The sequence below is a fragment of the Pantoea sp. X-Soil-YNGN-775 genome, assembly GCF_059730575.1.
The window spans coordinates 263,384-282,620 of sequence record NZ_AP035946.1 but is presented as its reverse complement, the minus strand read 5'-3'; the positions used below and the strand labels follow the sequence as shown (position 1 = coordinate 282,620).

General features: G+C 56.0%; 20 protein-coding genes. 8 read left to right on the top strand and 12 right to left on the bottom strand.

What is annotated here, in order from left to right:
* Positions 1-13: 13 nt before the first annotated feature.
* Positions 14-391 (top strand): RidA family protein, encoded by a 378-nt coding sequence (locus AC6I8I_RS21230; RefSeq protein ID WP_312757953.1) that lies wholly within the window; start codon positions 14-16, stop codon positions 389-391.
* Positions 392-547: 156 nt separating this feature from the next.
* Entirely contained in the window at positions 548-1,027 is a 480-nt protein-coding gene (locus tag AC6I8I_RS21225) for a LysE family translocator (protein ID WP_497828886.1), read from the top strand.
* On the opposite strand, the gene AC6I8I_RS21220 is transcribed toward AC6I8I_RS21225, so the two are convergent.
* Genes AC6I8I_RS21220 through AC6I8I_RS21210 form a run of 3 tightly spaced genes read right to left on the bottom strand, consistent with a single transcriptional unit; the run spans position 1,007 to position 2,234 of the window.
* Positions 1,007-1,543 (bottom strand): DUF4865 family protein, encoded by a 537-nt coding sequence (locus tag AC6I8I_RS21220; RefSeq protein WP_312757949.1) that lies wholly within the window; start codon positions 1,541-1,543, stop codon positions 1,007-1,009. The two genes, AC6I8I_RS21225 and AC6I8I_RS21220, sit on opposite strands and share 21 nt — an antisense overlap.
* Positions 1,540-1,929: a tautomerase family protein gene (locus AC6I8I_RS21215; RefSeq protein WP_312757947.1), complete on the bottom strand. Its 390-nt coding sequence runs from the start codon at positions 1,927-1,929 to the stop codon at positions 1,540-1,542. The genes AC6I8I_RS21220 and AC6I8I_RS21215 overlap by 4 nt, the downstream gene beginning before the upstream one ends.
* A complete protein-coding gene (locus AC6I8I_RS21210) occupies positions 1,920-2,234 on the bottom strand; it encodes a carboxymuconolactone decarboxylase family protein (protein ID WP_312053911.1) in 315 nt (104 codons plus the stop codon). The genes AC6I8I_RS21215 and AC6I8I_RS21210 overlap by 10 nt, the downstream gene beginning before the upstream one ends.
* Positions 2,235-2,331: 97 nt before the next feature.
* Between AC6I8I_RS21210 and AC6I8I_RS21205 the strand changes: the two genes are divergently transcribed.
* On the top strand, positions 2,332-3,213 hold the full coding sequence (locus tag AC6I8I_RS21205) for a LysR substrate-binding domain-containing protein (protein WP_497828885.1): 882 nt from the start codon (positions 2,332-2,334) through the stop codon (positions 3,211-3,213).
* On the opposite strand, the gene AC6I8I_RS21200 is transcribed toward AC6I8I_RS21205, so the two are convergent.
* Both AC6I8I_RS21200 and AC6I8I_RS21195 read right to left on the bottom strand, forming a co-directional pair.
* Entirely contained in the window at positions 3,200-3,778 is a 579-nt protein-coding gene (locus AC6I8I_RS21200) for a TetR/AcrR family transcriptional regulator (RefSeq protein WP_497828884.1), read from the bottom strand. The two genes, AC6I8I_RS21205 and AC6I8I_RS21200, sit on opposite strands and share 14 nt — an antisense overlap.
* A 139-nt stretch (positions 3,779-3,917) precedes the next feature.
* A complete protein-coding gene (locus AC6I8I_RS21195; protein ID WP_497828883.1) occupies positions 3,918-5,024 on the bottom strand; it encodes a serine hydrolase domain-containing protein in 1,107 nt (368 codons plus the stop codon).
* 460 nt (positions 5,025-5,484) lie between these two features.
* On the opposite strand from AC6I8I_RS21195, the gene AC6I8I_RS21190 reads away from it, so the two are divergent.
* The 4 genes from AC6I8I_RS21190 to AC6I8I_RS21175 all read left to right on the top strand — a co-directional run bounded on the left by AC6I8I_RS21190 (position 5,485) and on the right by AC6I8I_RS21175 (position 9,970).
* The gene (locus AC6I8I_RS21190) at positions 5,485-5,859 is read left to right on the top strand and encodes a hypothetical protein (RefSeq protein ID WP_312054095.1); all 375 of its coding nucleotides are present in this window, start codon (positions 5,485-5,487) and stop codon (positions 5,857-5,859) included.
* 987 nt (positions 5,860-6,846) lie between these two features.
* Positions 6,847-8,082 (top strand): oligosaccharide flippase family protein, encoded by a 1,236-nt coding sequence (locus AC6I8I_RS21185; RefSeq protein WP_497828882.1) that lies wholly within the window; start codon positions 6,847-6,849, stop codon positions 8,080-8,082.
* Between the two features lie 5 nt (positions 8,083-8,087).
* Positions 8,088-8,957, top strand: a complete 870-nt coding sequence (locus AC6I8I_RS21180) for an ATP-grasp fold amidoligase family protein (protein WP_312053906.1) — start codon at positions 8,088-8,090, stop codon at positions 8,955-8,957.
* A 671-nt stretch (positions 8,958-9,628) separates the two neighbouring features.
* The gene (locus AC6I8I_RS21175; RefSeq protein WP_312757942.1) at positions 9,629-9,970 is read left to right on the top strand and encodes a cyclophilin-like fold protein; all 342 of its coding nucleotides are present in this window, start codon (positions 9,629-9,631) and stop codon (positions 9,968-9,970) included.
* A 51-nt stretch (positions 9,971-10,021) separates the two neighbouring features.
* On the opposite strand, the gene AC6I8I_RS21170 is transcribed toward AC6I8I_RS21175, so the two are convergent.
* The 7 genes from AC6I8I_RS21170 to AC6I8I_RS21140 form a co-directional block, all read right to left on the bottom strand.
* On the bottom strand, positions 10,022-10,771 hold the full coding sequence (locus AC6I8I_RS21170; protein WP_497828881.1) for a carboxymuconolactone decarboxylase family protein: 750 nt from the start codon (positions 10,769-10,771) through the stop codon (positions 10,022-10,024).
* Positions 10,772-10,778: 7 nt separating this feature from the next.
* Positions 10,779-11,264: a (R)-mandelonitrile lyase gene (locus AC6I8I_RS21165; protein WP_497828880.1), complete on the bottom strand. Its 486-nt coding sequence runs from the start codon at positions 11,262-11,264 to the stop codon at positions 10,779-10,781.
* A gap of 48 nt (positions 11,265-11,312) precedes the next feature.
* Positions 11,313-12,335 carry an XdhC family protein gene (locus AC6I8I_RS21160; protein ID WP_497820880.1) on the bottom strand — a complete coding sequence of 341 codons (1,023 nt, stop codon included), beginning with the start codon at positions 12,333-12,335 and terminating at the stop codon, positions 11,313-11,315.
* On the bottom strand, positions 12,328-13,539 hold the full coding sequence (locus AC6I8I_RS21155) for an MFS transporter (RefSeq protein ID WP_497828879.1): 1,212 nt from the start codon (positions 13,537-13,539) through the stop codon (positions 12,328-12,330). Before AC6I8I_RS21155 ends, AC6I8I_RS21160 begins: the two co-directional genes overlap by 8 nt.
* A gap of 172 nt (positions 13,540-13,711) precedes the next feature.
* Complete coding sequence (locus AC6I8I_RS21150; RefSeq protein WP_497828878.1) at positions 13,712-15,052, bottom strand: c-type cytochrome; 1,341 nt, start codon at positions 15,050-15,052, stop codon at positions 13,712-13,714.
* A gap of 24 nt (positions 15,053-15,076) precedes the next feature.
* Entirely contained in the window at positions 15,077-17,314 is a 2,238-nt protein-coding gene (locus AC6I8I_RS21145; RefSeq protein ID WP_497828877.1) for a xanthine dehydrogenase family protein molybdopterin-binding subunit, read from the bottom strand.
* Positions 17,311-17,769, bottom strand: a complete 459-nt coding sequence (locus tag AC6I8I_RS21140; RefSeq protein WP_312053894.1) for a (2Fe-2S)-binding protein — start codon at positions 17,767-17,769, stop codon at positions 17,311-17,313. Before AC6I8I_RS21140 ends, AC6I8I_RS21145 begins: the two co-directional genes overlap by 4 nt.
* 370 nt (positions 17,770-18,139) lie before the next feature.
* Here AC6I8I_RS21140 and AC6I8I_RS21135 point away from each other — a divergent pair, with 370 nt between their 5' ends.
* Positions 18,140-19,024: a LysR family transcriptional regulator gene (locus AC6I8I_RS21135; RefSeq protein WP_497828876.1), complete on the top strand. Its 885-nt coding sequence runs from the start codon at positions 18,140-18,142 to the stop codon at positions 19,022-19,024.
* The last annotated feature ends 213 nt before the right edge of the window (positions 19,025-19,237 follow it).

Genomic DNA, 19,237 nt, shown 5'->3' with positions numbered 1-19,237 from the left:
GCAAGGAAATAGCATGCCGCAACCTGAACGCATCAATTATCCGCAGCTCGGCGAGGTAAAAGCGCCTTACGTGCATGCGGTGAAACATGGCGATACCCTCTACGTTTCCGGCCTGACCGCCTTTGGTACCCCGGCACAGCAGGGTGACATCGCTGAACAGGCGGAAGCGATCTTTTCACAGCTTAAACTGATCGCCGACGCTGAGCAGACGTCGCTGGCCGCCCTGCTGAAGGTGACCATTTTTATCACCGCCTTCAGCGATATTGCGGCGCTGCGCACCGTGCTGTTCCGTCACTACGGCAGCCATCTGCCCGCCAGTTCCCTGGTGCAGGTCAGTGGTCTGTTTTCGACGGATTTACGCATTGAGATTGAGGCGATTTTTGCTCTGTGAATCTCTCACCGCGCTGTGCGTAACCCGTTACCATGCCACTCGATTATAGCGGTTTCATTGTTGCCATCTTACCGATAGCGCTGTCGCCGGGTGCCAGTTTTACTCTGGCGATTAACAGCGCGCTGGCTGAAGGATGGCGCGGCGTCGCGACCATCATTGTGGCTACCGCACTGGGGGATCTACTGCCACGCTTTGCTGGTGGGATTAGGCGTTTCGTCGATGCTGATGGCTTTTCCCTCGCTGTTTCATCTTCTGCAGATCGCCGGCACCGCTTATCTGTTGTGGCTGGCTAGCCAGTTAATAATCAGTGGGCTGCGTGCCCGCCAGCCGGTTGTCAGCCCCGCTCCGCAACCGGTGACACTGTCACAGGCTTTTCTGGCCAACCTGCTCAATCCCAAAGCCGTTCTGCTTTACCTGACCGTGGTGTCGCGCTTTACCGGCCAGAGCGGCCATGTACGCGACTTCCTGCTGTTGGCCACGGTGCATATTGTGATCATGGCCGGCTGGCTCGGCGCTGCCAGCCAGCTGCTGATGAGCTCAACCCGCGCCATCAGCACCGCCACGCTGCGTGAATATATCAACACACTTGGCGGAACCGTGCTGCTGGCTATCGCCTTATCCGCGTTGATCCCCTGACGCCACCGCACCGCGGGCCAGGTAACCGATGCGATACACTTCCTGCTCATCTACGGGTGGCACCGCTGACGCCGTAACGCTAAGCCCCTGCCAGCGGCTGACATCCCAGGCGCTGAAGCCGGTATGCTGCGCCAGATCGGCAAGGTTGCTGTGCGGGGCGATCGGCCAGCGGCGCAGCGTGATAAAGCGCGCCTGATCGAGCTGATACGGCAACGCATCGCCGTTCAGCGCCAGCCAGCTCTCGATCACCGGCCAGCCAAAATCCTCCACCAGCCGCTGAAAGCCCACGCTTTGCAGGAAACGCTGCATGGCTGACGCATGCTGCCAGAAATAGAGCGGCGCATAGCGGTTCTCTGCCACTGCCAGTTGGTCATCATCCCGCCGGGCGTAGAGATAAGCCTTGGCAATCAGACCCGGAAATCCGTCCAGCCGCGCGCCGTTCAGCCGGATACGCTGCTCAATCGTCGCCATCGGGTAATCTGCCGGCAGCGTAAAGCGGTAATGCATCACCATCATGACATCATCTCCGCCAGCATTCTGCCGCCGCTGAAGCTCCACTCTTCACTGCTATTGAACTGGATAATCACCATCACATCATCCGGATCGATCGCCAGCGTGCTCTGCAATCCGGCGCACAGCTGCTGATAAAAGCGCTGCTTCTGCTGCCGGGTGCGTGGCCGACCGGCGGTAATCTGGAACAGGATGAAATCCTCGCTGCGCCCTTCGCTCAGGTAGTGACGGTTGTAAATTCGCTGACGGGCTGGCAGCTGCTCGATCAGCTGAAAACAATCATCAACCGGCACCGCAAACTCAGCCACCAGCGTCTGATGCAACAGTGCGGAGATCTGCTGTAACCGGGCCTCACTGTAACCCTGGCCAAGGGTGATACGGGTTAACGGCATCTGCTGTGCTCCTCAAGGTAGCTGAGCGCAGTCACTGCGGCGGGCCAGCCGGCGTAAAAAGCCAGATGGGTAAAGCTCTCGATCAGCTCCTGCTGCGTCAGCCCATTTTTACGCGCAAAATCAATATGCCAGGGCAACTGCTCAACGCGGCCCAGCGCGGTTAACGTCGCCAGCGTCAGCAGACTGCGTTCACGCGCTGACAGCACGCTGCGCTGCCAGATATCATCAAACAGCACCTGCTGGGTCAGCTCAGCCAGCTTCGGTGCGAGGTGCATCAATGTTTCCCGATTCAGCGTCTCTTTCATTTTTTCTCTCCCGTGTTGATAGACAGAGTGTCGCGCAGCGCTATAATCCTGAAAATCAAATTAATCAGCACAGACCATCCACTTTTACAGGATGATTATGAACAGAGTTCCCGAGTCACTGGATATTGATGCACTGCGCAGCTTTGTCACCGGCATAGAAGCCGGCAGCTTCGCGCTGGCGGCCCGGCAACTGTGCCGCTCAACCTCGGCGGTGAGTGCCCAGCTTAAAAAGCTCGAGCAGCAATGCGGCACGGCGCTGGTGATGAAAAAGGGACGGCATCTGCAACTGACGCGAAGCGGTGAACTGCTGATGAGCTACGCCAGACGTTTGCTGCTGCTAAATGATGAGACGTTGCGGGCAGTGAAAGGTGATGGGCTGAAGGGTGAAATCCGCATCGGCATGCAGGAAGATTTTGGCGAGACGTTAATGCCAGCGATCCTTGGGGCGTTCAGTCGCCAGCATCCTGGCGTCACAATAACCGCGCGTGTCGACCGCAATCAGCCGCTGCTGAGCGCGATGGCGCAGCATCAACTCGACCTTGCGCTGGTGTGGCAGGCCGATCCGCACGCTGCGGGTCAGCGGGTCGGTCAGTGCCCGTTAGCCTGGATACATCATCCTGATTTCACGCTGGCCGACCGGTTGCAGCGCGGCGACCCGCTGCCGCTGGTGGCGTTTGATGCGCCGTGCGTGATGCGCTCGCGGGCCACTGCCGCGCTGGATGCCGCGGGCATCCCGTGGCGGATTGTGTTTACCAGTCACAGCCTGAGCGGGGTCTGGGCGGCGTTACAGGCGGGCTTAGGCCTGACGCTACGCACCCGCGCCGGAATGCCGGAAAAGCTGGCGATCGCATCCGGGCTGTTGCCGACGCCCGGCCATATCGGCATTGCGCTGGTGACGCCAGAGACCACGGATGACCCGGCGCAGGCGCTGCTGCAACAGCTTATCATCGACGCCGCCTTGCCCTTTACTCAGCGATAGCATGCCGGTCGGCGGCACCATCAAATAGCCGCTGAATCAGCGACTGGCAGTAGCTGGCTGACACTTCCCGATCGTTAAAAAGAATGTGGTACATCACCGGTGCCACCACCCCATCAATCACCTGCCCGACGTCAAAGCCTGGCTCACCGCGCGCCAGCGCCCGGCTGTTCAGCGTCTCAAGATGCTGCAAGGTGTAGCCACAGCATTTCTGGCTGGCGTCTCCGCTGTAGCTGCCGATCACGTCGGCCAGCATTTCACGTCCGACTTTTGATGACATCTCTTCGGCATACTGCACGATGAACGCCGTCAGATCGCCGATCATCTCACCGGTGTCCTCCGGTTCAGCAATCGGCCGCATCCGCGCCACGGCCACATCGGCCAGTAACTGTGACAGATCGCCCCAGCGTCGATAGAGAGTGGACGGGGTAACCCCGGCCCGTTCAGCGATCATCGGCAGGGTTATCGCCGCACGATCGGTAGTTTTGAGTAACTGATTCACCGCCCGGTGAACTTCCTGCTGGATTCGGGCACTGCGTCCGCCCTGACGAATCATCTCCTTTGCCATCTTTTCCTCCTGCTCTCAGCTGCAATCTGGCGGGTTAAAGCAAATAATTTGCATTAACCTATCACCGGCAGTTTACCTTATCGGGCGATGCATGGGCAGCAACGTGCGGTTTCCGGCTTTTTAGCCGCCCTCGCAAATTTCATGCGCCAGTCTGACGATCGCTGGGTTGCTGAATAACCGGCTGGCACAGTCCGCTTCTGCCGCCGCATGCATCGATCCGAGATTGGTTAATATCACCAGCGCGCAGTCGGTTTCTCTGAACCACCAGGCACAGGCGCTGTAACCCAGCACGTTGCCGCCGTGACCGATGGCCGGGCCAAAAGCAGAATCTGTTGTGAACAGGCTTAAGCCAATTTGCGCCTCGCCGGCCGGCCGGCCGCCAGCGTTGCATCTCACGCAGACTTTGCGGGTTAACTAACGCGCCGTTTTTCAGCGCCAGACAAAAGCGCATCAACTCCCCGGCGGTAGAAACCATCCCGCCAGCGGCCCACTCAACTGAGAGGCTGGCAGCAGAAACATTGATCATCGCCGCGCGCTCAGGGGTAAAACATTCGGCGACGCCGGCGTGCTGGATGAAATGTGCGTCCGCCCGATGATATCGCGTGGCGACGTTGTGCCGATCGGAAAGCGGATAGCCCTCCAGCCGGGTCTGTTTAAGCGAGAGCGGCCTGAAGATGCGCTGGTTTAACGTCTCCTCCAGCGTGTTGCCGGTGACCCGTTCAATCAGCATCCCCAGCAGGGTGAAGGAACTGTTGGAGTAGTGAAACTGTTCATCAGGCAGAGCCAGTGCCGGTTTGCCGTGGATATATTCCAGCGCTTCCTCCGGTCGCCAGACCTTATCTGCAACGCTATCTTTACCGCGCGCAACATGAATCCAGCCGGGCTGATCTTCCCAACTGGGGATCCCGGCGTAATGTGATAACAGCTGTCTGATCGTCACCACCCGGGCATTAGCGATGCCAGCAAGCTGTGCTGGTTCCAGCCAGGCAGAGAGCGGATCGTCAAGCGTTATTAGCCGCTCTTCGCTAAGCTGCAGCAGGATAACGGCGACAAATAGTTTGGTGATACTGCCAATGCCAAATGCGGTATCAGCTGAATTTCGCTGGCGGTTACTGAGGTCTGCATATCCCGCGGCGTACTGCCAGATCAGACGGTCTGCTCTGCCGATGGCAATCGATATCGCCGGAAAATCTTTGCGGGTCTTTTCATCCAGCAGTTTGATGAGCGGTTCGGCACTGACGGTCATTGCTGTTCCTCACGGTTAGCCTGTTAAGCATGCAACACATCACGGCTGACGCTGCTTTCTTCATGCCGGCTGCACGCGTTAAAACCGGACTTTATGCCGATGAATCGCGTTTGCAAAACGCCGCCTGAAAGCGCGTCGGCTGGTGCAGGTCGTTCAACGGAATCCGACGTTGACCGCGATCAACTCACGTCGTACGCGGCACAGGTAGATTCGCGCGGTCAGCCTGGCGCCGGTCATGGTTAAGTTTGAGACTGGCGGCATTGCCGGTCATTATCGGTCAGCGGCTCTGACCAATGAAGCCATCGGCACTATGATTTGTACGGATGGCTTTGTAAGGATGGCTTAATCAGAGCAGCTTAACCAGAGCGGCTGAAATCATCGATGGGTCAGCAAAGCTGATCATAAACGAGGAAATACCATGAACATCACAGCTCCTGCGGGTTCCCGCATTTTAACGGCGATGCTGATTGTGACGGCACTGAGCTGCATTGCGACGCCCGCGCAGGCTATCAGCCGCGCCTATCGCGCCCAGCTTGAGCGCAGCGGCTGTAGCCAGATGACCGACGCCGACGGCACCTGCGACATCAGAAAAACCAGAGCGCAGAATCAGGCAAACAGCGTAAACGCCCCTGCCTCCGGCCTGAAGCTGGATCAGCTGATCGGCAAATCGATAGATGTCGCCTCCGGTCAGCTGATTGCTGACGGCTGGAAAGCCAATGAGGGACGCTGGTATCACGATAATCGTGTTCTGACGCTGACCGTCGCGGATAACCTGATCACCGCGGTCTCGCTGAAGCATGCCGGACACGCCTCGCTCACGCTGAGCAAAGAGTAAAGCAGGGATGCGGATTAGCTGGCCTGTAAGCGGTGACCGGCTGTATCCCGCTTCGGCGGCTCAGCAGCCAAACGGCGGTATTCGCGACTGAACTAACAGGTTTTTTTGCCTCGGAAAAAGTTGCTGATGCCGCCACCAACGCGATAGCTCACTCTGCGCTAATAACCTGCCAATCTGCCATCTCATGCCGGTAATGCTCTGGCCGTACAAATGCTGGATGCAGAGCCTGTTGCCTGTCTTCAGCCCCAATACCTCACCTGTCTGGAGCCGGGTCAGCGGGGCGCAGTTTTTTTGAGAATAAGCGTTCAGAGAATGAATGATCAGCGAATCGGTGTACTGATAATAAGTGCACTGAGAATAAGCGCCCTGAGAATAGGTGCACAAAGAAGAAGCCTATAGCGAATAACAGGAACGTGCGGTTAAACGGCTCAGACAAGAGGCAAATTCGCTCAGGACGCAAATTAACACCGTCAGGATCTCTGTTCCTGCGGCCAATCGCGAAGCAGCCATTCAGAAATAGAGGTCTCAGCTAATATGGACACCAATAAACTGGCTGCGTTAACCCGGTAACTTTACGGACAGAAGACGGGAGAAATGAAACGCCGGCCCGCCATCCGATAGCATACCGGTAAACCTCAATGACCCGATGTGGGTATCACGCAAAACCAGCAGAAAGATAATCCTTCCTGTTCGCACCTTATCCAATTATGCGACACAAATTACCAGTGGCCTCATTATTCTAAAATCACTGTCATTAATCTGATTCATTAAAAAAACCCTTCACTAATCTTATTTAAGCAGCCACACTGTCAACCAAATAAATTTCATTCCGGTTAGACAACATTATGCTGAGACGTTATTTGATTATATAAAAACCTTCTAAGCCCGACAGTAAATTAACTCAGAAGATAAACGGTAAGCCTGTTTTAGGCTTGCTTCATTAATTACGCACTACAGCATTGAAAAATTGTTCATGAGAGATATGAAATGTACTCCAACTCGATATGGATCATGCTTGAGAAGTCAGTCAACATTATCGGCTTAATCTATATCAACGCACTGATGGCAAAGTACGTTGGCCCGGAAAACTTTGGTAAGATAAATATCTCAACCTCTCTTTTCATCTTTGTACAGACGCTCTCGTGGTTTGGTGGTCAGAACATTATTTTTAAACGCATGAGTGAAAAGACCAGTTCCGGCGTTGCACTGGCGATGCACACCCAAAACCAACGGCGCTTTTTCTTTCTGCTGTCATCAGGCGCAGTATTAATTTATCTCTATTTTTTCACTGACTTTATCGTCTTTTTATTTGGCGTCGCCAACTGCATTGCCACCTACTTTATCGTGATGGACTTTTTCTCCATCTACAATAACACCCAGCTAAAATCAAAAATAAACACCATAACCAACGTAATTGGTTTATCCATCGCGCTGTTGATTCGTTACTGTGTGGCCCATTTTAAACTGCCAGTGTACTACTTCACTATCCCTATTATCATTATCCCCTTGATACCTTATATCTTGCGCCTTATTTATTTTAACCGTACAACTGAAATAAAAGAGAACAGTAAGGGGATTGCAGTCTATAACCGGCACATGTTATTCGCCGGAAGTGCACTGATTTTATCCAGCCTGTCTGCTGATATATACACGCAGATATCGAGCATTTTTCTAGCTAAAATCCTCTCTTATTCAAACCTGGGTGTTTATAGCGTTGCGTTAACCTTAGGAGGTGCATGGTCATTTATTGTTCTTGCGTTAATAACTAGCTTCTTTTCAAAGATATACAGTGAGAAAGATCAGCTAACGGTTGAAGCGTTACTGATTAAAATCAACCGACTTGTCATCCTGTTTTCTCTCATTGCGCTGGGCGGATTCTATATATTTGGCGATTTTGTCATACATTTACTCTATGGCGAAAAGTATATGGATTCGGTAAAGATCATTCCCATCATTATCATTGGCACCATGTTCTCGTCGTTAGGAACAATTTGCTACCGCTATATGATAAAAGAGTCCGGGTACAACTACCTGGCCAGGAAAATGTTGTTATGTTGTCTGTTAACCATACCGTTATCCTGGTTAATGATAAATGCTTTCGGGATTAACGGTGCGGCATACTGCTTTTTAATCGTTGAGATTTCATCCTGTACCTTACTCAATTACTTCTTCAAAAACAAAACAATCATCAAAATGCATCTTAATATTTTCAAACTGAGATAATTTTAATGAACATGATAAAACACACAGTCAAGTCAGCTTTAAAATTTAGCGCCTACATGTACCCTGAATTTTGCGCTAAAACGCACTACTACATCAAGTTCAGAAAAAAACTGAACTTAACAAACCCTACCAACTTTAATGAAAAAATCCAGTGGCTCAAGTTCAATGAATTAAATGATGATATTTACACCCTGTGCGCGGATAAGTACAAGGTGAGAGAGTATGTCAAATCGAAAGGATGTGGTGAAATTCTTAACGAACTCTACGGTGTCTATGATGACTCACGGGAGATTGACTACCGGGCATTACCCGACAGGTTTGCACTTAAGTGTAACCATGGCGCCGGATACAATATTATATGTCATAACAAAGCATCACTGGACATTGCGAAAACCAGCAGGCAACTAAACAAATGGCTGAAGCAGGACTTTTCAACCAACTTTATAGAGCCACAGTATAAGAGAATAGAAAGAAAAATCTTATGCGAGAAATACATTGAAAATGATCGCGGGGGGTTTCCTGATGATTATAAATTCTATTGTTTTAATGGCAAACCTTATGCAGTAATGGTGTGCATGGAGCGTGAGAAAGGCACCCCAAAATTCTACTATTTTGATATGGACTGGACCCCGCTTCCATTTGAAGACACCATTGAGTTAATCAATAAAAACGATTACCCAAAAATGCCTGAAGGTTTCAAAAAAATGCGGGATTATGCGGTTAAACTCGCCGCTGACTTTAAGTTTGTCCGGGCCGACTTCTACCTGCTCAATGGCAACGTTATTTTTGGCGAGCTGACATTCACCCCATCTGCGGGACTGGATGTCACATTGCAGGAAGCCGATGTTATTTTAGGAAGCCAGCTAAAACTTTAGTCTTACCAGCAATGAATTTACTGCCTGCCGGAGCAGGTTAAACACTTTCCAGCCTGCTCCGCACCCCGGTTAACTATTTTCCCGTCGCTTTTCGCTCATAACAGAGGTTAGCCGGTTTTAAATTCGCGCTTTGCAGCGCCTGACACTGCTTATGACAGGATTAGCTTCGACAGATTCTCCCCCTGCTCCACACCAAAATCTCCCCGCATAGCGCTGACCCGCTATCACAGGGTATAAGGGTAAGACGGCGCTAAATATCAATGCAGGTTAGCCAGCCGCTGTGCCTGTTTTCAGAGCACGTAGCCTCAGTCTGCGTGAGTTGTGTTCCGCTGACAGCTGCTCAACAGGGATCAGTCAGCTACAAAACGCGCCGTTCTGCTTCCGCGCATCCTCAAAGCCGGTCGCTGGTGCAACGCCACAACCCTGCGTAAAGCTAAAATGTTAACTGACGGTCAGACTGACCGTGTACACTTCTAAGGCTCATCTTCCGGATTAAGGTCTTTATCATGACAGCGATCCTGCCCGTTCTGATGCTTCACACCACATCGCGTCACAGACGTTTCAGCGTTACACTAGCGATAATGATTGCGGCCATCGCCAGCCCAGGCGCTGCGTTCGCCGCGATAAACCAACCTACCGGCCCGGCCTTGAGTAAAAACAGAATGATCACAATGCAGATCGATAATCAGTCGTACCGCCTGATTCCAGCCGATAACGCGGCGTCCCGCGCCCTGATAAACAAACTGCCGCTCAGCGTGGAAATGGTTGAACTGAACGGCAACGAAAAATATGTCGATCTGGCTTTTGATCTGCCGGTCGGACCGGCAGTCACCGGAACCATTCAGGCTGGCGATGTGATGCTGTATGGCAACAATACGCTGGTGCTGTTTTATAAAAGCTTTCATACCACCTACCGCTATACGCGGATTGGCCGGATAGACGCACCGGAGGCGTTAGAACAGCATGACAGCATGAAAGCAGCAACGGTCAGCGTGACGTTGTCACCCGAATAAGGATTGATTCTTTCCTGCTAAAAGCGCCATGCACTGCATGGCGCTTATTTGCTACTGTTGCGCCACTGAATCGAGCGCGGCCTGCAGCCGTTCAGCCCAGGCGGACTGTTGCTGCTCGCTGAAAAACGGCACCAGTTCGCCCAACTGCTCGGCACTCAGGCCGGTATTGATGCTGATGCCCAGGTGCGCTTTCAACTGCGGCTCCACCCCTTCCATCGCGGCCAGCGCGCCGACCGTCGCCAGCTCACGATTTTTCCAGCTGAAATTGTCCCGCTCAAAAATGTCACCGAACAGGTGAGACTGCAGATAATCATTCATTACCGGCGCGAAATCGAACAGCGGTCCTTTCACCGGGCTGCCGACCAGCGCGGTCTGGTTGCGTTTACCGGCGGCCGCCATCGCCTCTGGCGCAGGAAGCGGGCCAGGCTGTTGCCCCAGCCGATCCTGTTTTCCCGCCAGCCGTCGGCTTTCGGTCACTTTCATCAACTCGCCCAGCGCATTCAGACTGCGTGGGAAGCCAGCATAGGCATACAGCTGGACCAGTATTTCGCGACAGTCGCTCAGGGTCAGGCCAGCGTCCAGACCGCGATTCAACGCCGCGTTCAGTCCGGTTACATCACCGATGGCCGCATAGGCGGCAATGCTGGCTATGTTTTTCTGTTGTAACGACAGTGGCTGGGTTTGTTTCTGCATTTGAGCTGCTATTTTTTTGCGTTCTGTATCGGGCATGGCGTCTGCCTGCCCCACGGACGGGGCCAGTGCCATGCAGAGCATCAGTGCGGCATTTAAGGTTTTCATCATTCGGTCCTTACGATTTTTCAGCCGCGGCATATTGCCGATCGCTGACCTTTTCCATCCAGTCAACTACCTTGCCGTCCAGCGCTTCTGCGATAGCGATATGGGACAGGCTGTTTTGCGCAGCGGCACCGTGCCAGTGTTTAACGCCGGCCGGGATCCAGACAATATCGCCCGGTCGGATCTCACGAACCGGTCCTCCCCATTCCTGCACCCGACCCACGCCCGCCGTGACAATCAGTGTCTGACCGAGCGGATGGGTATGCCATGCGGTGCGGGCAGACGGCTCAAACGTCACCGTCGCGCCACCGGTCCGTGCCGGTGCAGTAGCCTGAAAAGGCGCATCAATACGCACTGCACCGGTGAAATAGTCTGCTGGTCCCTTCACGGAAGGTTGATCACCACTATGAGATAAGCGGATGCTGGAAGCCGTTTCCTGAGCGGAGACGGCGGAGGCGGTCAGCGCCAGTGCCAGCGCAACAAGGGTAACTTTTTTCATAGGGCTCCTTACGAGTTGAGGGAGAGAGGTTGAGGATAATGACAGCGATTAAATGTTCTGCCGGATACCGTTGGCGTTAAACGATGCCGGGCAGAACTCCTGCCCGGCTGCCGCACCATTTTTGTAGCGAACCACATCGGCCATGATCGACAGAGCTATTTCCGCCGGGGTTTTACTGCCAATTTCCAGCCCCACCGGGGCGTGGATACGGTTAAGCTGTTCGGAACTCATCTCTGCCAGTCGCGCCAGCCGCGCTTTACGATTAAGGCTGTTGCGCTGAGATCCCATCACGCCGAGGTAGAAGGCTGGCAGGTTAACGGCTTCCATCATGGTGAGATCGTCGATGCGGGGATCGTGGGTTAACGACAGAATGGCGGTGCCGGAATGACAGCCTTCGCGCTCCAGCCAGGCCGCCGGAAACTGGTTAATCCATACCACCCCGTCATTCACCTCCGCAGCCAGGCTGTTCATCACCTCGTCACGATGCTCACAAACGACGGTTTCAAAGCCGAGCGCCACGGCGAAATTAGCGCAGTACACCGCCACGCTGGAGAGACCGGCAATGATCACCCGCGCAGGCGCGCACAGGGTCAGTTCGATCTGCTGGTGGTCAAGCGTCACCCGGGTGCGCCGGATATACGGGGCGGGTTCAAGTGAATGGCAGGCGGCAGGCAGCGTCACTTTTTTGGTCAGCGCGCTGGCGCTGTTCAGTGCTTCGATCATCTTCGACAGATAAGTGAGGGTCTCGCTTCCCGGCTGGCGTTTTTCAACCAGAATATCCAGCACGCCTCCGCACGGCAGCGCCCTGTCGGGGGCATAGCCGCCTTCACCATACCGCACCCGCTGGCTCGCCGCAGAAAAATCCCCATCACGGATGCGCGCAATGAAGCTTTCTTCAATGCAGCCACCCGACAGCGATCCGCTATAGCGGCCATCCGCGGTAATCACCATCATTGCGCCCGGCGGACGGGGCGATGAACCGTAGGTGTGCAGCACGGTGCACAGCCAGATCGCTGAGGTTTCGGCCCAGCGCCGGGCGGTCTGCAGTATCTGCAGATCAGGGCTACGCATGTTGCTCCTGCGCCTGACTCGCCAGGCCATAGCGAGCGGCCAGTAGCGCAAACAGCGCCGAACAGAGCAGAACCACCACGCCAAAGGCAAACGGGCTCCACCAGCCGGCAGCGTCGAACAGCTCACCGCCAACGCTCGCGCCCAGGGTAATGGCCATCTGAATCACCGCCACCATTAAGCCGCCGCCCGCTTCAGCCTCTTGCGGCAGCGCCCGGCTGAGCCACAATCCCCAGGCGACAGGCGCAGGCGTGGCAATCAGTCCCCACAGCGCCAGCAGCAGACCGGTGCCCCACAGTGAGCCGCCTTCAACAATCAGCAGCCCGCCGATCAGCGCCATCGCCAGCGGGATCAGCACCAGCCAGATAAACAACCGATGCGCCAGTAACCGGCCGATCAACCAGGTCCCGACCAGACCGGCAGCGCCCAGCAGCAGCAGGATAAAAGAGAGGGCGTCGACGCTGGCACCGGTTACCGATTCCATGAAGGGACGAAGATAGGTAAAGATGCTGAACTGGCCCATAAACAGGAACATTATCCCGGTCATTCCCAGTGCCACATGCGGATGTTTCAGTAACCGCAGCGGCGAGGCGCTATTTTTAGTCGCGGAGCCGGAGAGTGAAGGAATGCTGCGCCATTGCCAGATGAACGCCAGGATAGCGAGCGGCACCACCATAAAGAACACCCCGCGCCAGCCGATATACTGGCCGAGAAAACTGCCGAGTGGTGCCGCAACGGTGGCCGCCAGCGCATTACCACCGTTGATCAGCGCCAGCCCTTTAGCCACCGCGTGACGTGGCACCAGCCGCATCACCGTGGCGGTAGACATTGACCAGAATCCGCCGATGGCAACGCCCAGCAGCGCGCGTCCCAGCATAAACATGATGCCGTTAACCGCAAACGTCACCACCAGACCGGAGAGGGTCAGCAGCAGCGTAAAGGTCACCAGCACCTTTTTACGATCCAGCTGCCCGGTGAGTGGCGTGTTGAGTAGGCTGGTGAGCACCGCAAACAAACCGCTGATCGAGATCGCCTGTCCCGCCTGCCCCTGACTGATGCTGAGATCGCTGGCGATCGGGGTCAGCAGGCTGACCGGCATAAATTCTGAGGCGATCAAAACCACCACGCCCAGCGCCATTGAGAACACCGCGCCCCAGGCAGCATGATGTGACTGCGCACCCGGCGCATTAAGGTTTACTGAAGACATTTTCATTCCTGCTAATCAGACAATGCCGCGATCTTATCCCGGAAGGAATAGTTTAATTAATAGCGGTAAACGAGATGAAATTGTGAGTTAAATTCATCAATACGCCGACCAGGCGATCGCGGTTGCCCGATCGGTAACAGCAACCCGGCAACCGCAACCGCAACCTGCCGGCTTAGCGCATCTGTAAAATAATCACCTCGCTGCTGGCGGGATCGGTTTTTTCGCGCATCACCTTCACCGCCCCGGCGTCGGTTTTTTCACCCTGATTGCCCCACGCGCTGCGAATGAAATTCAGCACCTCCGCCGTCTGCCGATCGCTGAGCTGTTTACGATAAGGCGGCATCCGGTAGGCATCGGGTATCCCCTGCGACACCACCCGCGCCGAGCCGTTGAGCACCACGTTAATCGCCGAAGCGGGATCGACCTGCATTGAGCTCGCGCCCGCCAGTGGTGGGATCCACGGTGCCTGGCCGCGACCATCCGCACCGTGGCAACTGCTGCATCGCGCGGTGTAGATCTGACTGCCGGGCTGATCGTTGTGCGCGGGCTGGCTGGTCTGTGACGGGTATTGCCAGCGCGGGCCGGCGTTGTTACTGCCGGGCGGCAGAGACTTGAGATAGTGCGCAATCGCCTGCAGGTCGCTATCGTGCATAAACTGGGTTGAGTTGTTGAATGCGTCGGTCATCGAACCGAACACCACGCCGTGCTGATTGCGGCCGGTCTTCAGGAAGGTCACCACATCGTCTTCGCTCCAGCGACTGAATCCGCTGTTGGCATCATTGCGCAGGCTGGGGGCATACCAGCCATCCAGTAAGGCTCCGGCAAGATAATCCGGGCTGCTGGCATCCAGCGCTTTTTCATTAAACGCCAGCCCGCGCGGGGTGTGGCAACTGCCACAGTGGCCCGGCCCCTCCACCAGATAAGCGCCGCGATTCCAGGCCGCACTCTGCTCATCGTTCTCCCGCCATGGCTCACCCGCCGCGAAAGCCGCGCGCCATAACGCCAGCGGCCAGCGCATATTGAGCGGCCAGGGGATATCGGACGGCGTATTGGCACGGGATGCGGGCTTCACGCCGTGCATCATAAAGGCATAGAGCGCGGCGATATCCTGATCGGAGAGTTTTTGATAGGAGGGAAACGGCATAGCCGGATAGAGACGATGCCCGTCGCGTGCCACGCCGTGACGCACCGCGCGATCAAAATCGGCCAGCGAATAGCGTCCGATACCGCTGTCATCATCCGGCGTAATGTTGGTGGTGTAGATTTTGCCGACCGGCGTGGCCATCGCCAGCCCGCCGCTGAACGGTGCGCTGCCTGGCGTACTGTGACAGGCAACACAGTCGCTGAGCCGGGCGACATATTCGCCGCGCTGGATCAGATCGGCAGATGGCGCTGACGTTGCCGGACTGGCACGGTCAAACGGCGAGTCCGGGGTTTTAAACAGCCAGAGAGCAGTCGCGCTGGCGGCTACGACGGCTGCCAGCAATGTCAGGCTGAGCTTTTTATGTTTCATAGTGCATTCCCTTTACGATGTAGCTCAGCTGAAGGTAATCCGGGACAGCGGCATGCTACGCACCCGCTCACCGGTCAGACGTGAGACCGCATTGACGACGGCAGGCGGAACCGCCGGCAGCGGCGGCTCACCGATTCCGCCCATTTTTGCCCCGCTCTCGACAATGCGGACCTGCACCTTCGCCATACGCGACGGAGGCAAAATCGGATACATATCAAAGTTACGCGCCACCGGTTGTCCGTGCTGATAAACGCTCTCTTCGATCAGCACCTGAGAGAGCCCGAGCGCCACGGCGCCGTTGACCTGCGCCTCGACGATCGCCGGATTCACGATGCTACCCGGATCGATTGCTTGCCAAATCTGGTGCACTCTGACTTCACCGTTTTCGATAGAGACCTCGGCGATTGCGGCGGCCTCGGTTCCGAACGGTGACGCCATCGCCACGCCCCGCGCCCGACGGCTGCCGTCCGCGGCGGTATACGGGCCGGGTTGCCAGCCGCCGGAAAGATCGGCCACCGTCTGCAACAGCGTGGTCAGACGCGCATTGCCCTGCAGCAGATGCAGCCTGAGCGCCATCGGATCGAGCCTGCCCCGCTCGGCAATTTCATCGAGGAAGCATTCATAGAAAAAGTCATTCATCGAATTGCCGACCGATCGCCAGTAACCCAGCCGCACCGGGCCTTTATGATAAATCTGCGCGATACGAACGTGCGGAATGGCGTAGGCTTTGCCCGATAACCCTTCCACCGCGGTAGGATCCAGCGTGTCGCCGTGCTGACCGGCCAGCCCCTCGGTCGGCCCTTCACAGATGCTGACCGCCTCCAGCGCCAGCGGGTAGCCGTCGGCATCCAGTCCGGCACGAAACCGCACCGCGGCCATCGGGCGATGGGTATCGCGCAGGAACTCCTCTTCACGACTCCAGATCAGTTTGACGGGTCGCCCGACCGCCCTGGCCAGCTGGACGGCTTGTGGCCAGACCATCGCGGACTCATAGAGGAAGTGACGGCCAAAAAATCCGCCCAGCAGCGGGGAATGGATAATGATCTTATCCGGGCTGAGGCCGGTACGCTTAGCCACGTCGGCCTGGAACATTTCCGGTGCCTGATTGGGGATCCACAACTCCAGCGAGCCGTCGGAATTAAAACGTGCCAGCGCGGACGGCGGCTCAAGCTGGGCGTGGTTAAGATACTGGCTCTGGTAGTGGGCGCTAAAGGTGCTCTTCGCCTCAGCCAGTCCGTGCTGAAGGTCGCCACGAACCTCAGCGTTTTCCCCGTCGCCAGGCTGCTGAGCCAGCACGGCGGCGAACGCATCAGAGGAGAAGTCAGCGGGCATATAGCTGCCGTCTGGCGTCTCTGGCTCCAGCCACTCAACCTGCAGCGTTTCAACCGCACGTTTCGCCTGCCACCAGCGTTCGGCCACCACCGCGACGGCGCCGGGCAGTTGATGAACCGAATGCACGCCTTTCATCGCGCTGACCTGTGCGGCATTGCGCAGCGTACCCACCGTCAGACCGAGTCGCGGCGCGTGCTGTACGGCCGCGTGCAGCATGTTATCCACCCGGCAGTCGATGGTGTAAATCGCCTTGCCGGTCGATTTTTCATGCATATCCAGTCGCTGAACCGGCTTACCAATCCAGCGAAAGTGATCGGGATCTTTCAGGCTGACCGAATCGACTGAGGGTACCGGCAGCTCACGCGCCCGCGCAGCCAGTTCGCCATAGCGTAATGAGCGCCCTGATTCGCCATGGATCACCCGTCCCGGCTCAGTGTGCAGGCTGGTCACCGGCACCGCCAGTTCAGCGGCAGCGGCCTCGATCAGCATCTGTCGTGCCAGCGCGCCGAGCCGTCGCATGGTGGTATAGCTGGTCCGCACCGACTGGCTTCCGCCGGTGATGCGCATCCCGTTATCCATTACCTGATATTGCGAACCTGGCGGCGCGTTCTCCACCACGAAGGATGCCGGATCGGCGTCCAGTTCTTCACCGACAATCTGCGCCATGGCGGTGAAAATCCCCTGCCCGCCTTCAATAAAGGGCGACAGAAATTTCACTGAGCTGTCCGCGCGTATTTCCAGAAAGGCCGGTACCCGGGTACCGGCTGGCATTGCGGCCGCGGCGGACTGTGCACGGCTCTGTCCGACCGGCAGCCCGACGCCCAGCACCAGCGCGCCCGCCAGACCGCTACCCGAAATCAGAAAACGACGCCGGGAGAGATTGACCGGCTGTTCGCCAAACGTCCTGGTATCAGGCATGCGGCGGCTCATGCTTTCTCTCCTTCAGCGGCCAGCCGATGGACGGCAGCGTTGATCGCGTTATAGGTGCCGCAGCGGCACAGGTTGATCATCGCTGCGGCAATCTGCTCATCCGTTGGCTGGCGGGTCTGTTTTAACAGTGCCGTTGCCGCCATCACCTGCCCCGACTGGCAGTAGCCGCACTGGGGCACCTGAAGATTGACCCAGGCGTCCACCACCCGCCGGCCCACTTCATCGTCCTCAATGGCTTCAATGGTGGTGATCTGTTTACCGGCGACCTTCTCTACCGGCGTCACGCAGGATCGGACGATCTGGCCATCCACCAATACCGAACAGGCGCCGCATTGCGCCAGGCCGCAGCCATATTTGGTGCCGGTCATCCCCAAATCGTCGCGAATCACCCACAACAACGGCGTATCCGCCTCGGCATCGGTTTGATAGGTTTGATTATTAACGTGCAGTTCCATAGGTTTTCCGCTCCAGAGGGGTGACATTGCCCGGAAGTCAATTAATCGCTAAGACGCATTTAGCCCAACGCGCAACAAAAGACGGCAGCAGAGAAAAAGATGAATAACATGATTAAGCGGGCAGATTATCCTGACAAAAATTAAGCGCAGGATTAATAGCGCTGGTCTGAATGCCCTGATGAATTCAATTCACAAATAGCGCGGCCTGGTGGCGCTTATTCCCGCGCTCTGCCGACATAGGTATGGATAGCCCGCTGTTAATTCGCCATCGCTACCGTCGGGTTAATCATAAAGGCGATGGTGGTGGCTGATTAGATCGGATAATCTGCATCTGCTTGTGAATATAACTCACAAATAAAGGACTGAACCGATGAATGATATACAGGCATTTATTGCTGTTGCGCGCGAGAAGAGTTTTACCAAAGCGGCGGCGGGTCTGGGCGTCAGCCCGTCGGCTTTAAGCCACACCATCCGTAATCTGGAAGAGCGGGTCGGGGTTCGCCTGCTGGCGCGCACCACGCGTAACGTCGCGCCTACCGAGGCCGGAGAACGCTTACTGAAATCTGTCGCCCCGCTATTTGAGCAGATCAATCATGAAATTGAGCGCATCGGTGAATTACGTAATACGCCAGCCGGCAATATTCGTATTACCTGTTCAGACGATGCCGCCGAAGGGTTATTACGTCCGATGCTGCCGGCGTTTCTGGAGAAATATCCCGATATCAGCGTAGAAATCTCGATTGATTATGGCTTCACTAATATCGTGTCAGAACGGTTTGATGCCGGCATCAGGCTGGGCGAATCAATCAGTAAAGATATGATCGCGGTTCGCATGGGGCCAGACTGGCGCCTTTCGGTGGTAGGGACACCCGGCTATTTTAACGCCCACCCGTTACCGGTTATTCCACAGGATCTGGCCCAGCATCGTTGTATTAATATCCGCCATTCGCCTGCCGGCAGTGTTTATGCCTGGGAGTTTGAAAAAGCGGGACGCAAACTGAATATCCGGGTCAACGGACCGCTCATCTCCAATAGCATCGTACACGTGCTGAATGGCGCGCTGGATGGTATCGGTCTGGCCTATGTGCCGGAAGCGATGGCCAAACCGCACATCGAAAACGGCACGCTGATTGAAGTGCTGGCCGACTGGAGCCCGACCTTTGAAGGTTTTCATCTCTACTATCCCAACCGCCGCCATACCTCCTCTGCCTTCGTGGCCTTTGTCGATGCGGTCAGATACCGCGGCAAAGCCTGAGGTTGTTTCCGCAGAGTTGTTTCCGCAGATTAGTCGCCGCCCTGGCCGCCGGTTGTCATTCTCAATAGCGCTATCCAGCGCCGGCCGGGCGGACTGCCTCAGCTGACCGGGGTGATTACGCCACCCCGCCACGCCGATAATACACCTGCCGCGCATGCCGTTGCCGTTATTGATGAATAGCACTCATAAGCTTATTTCCGACAGCGCGCTTCA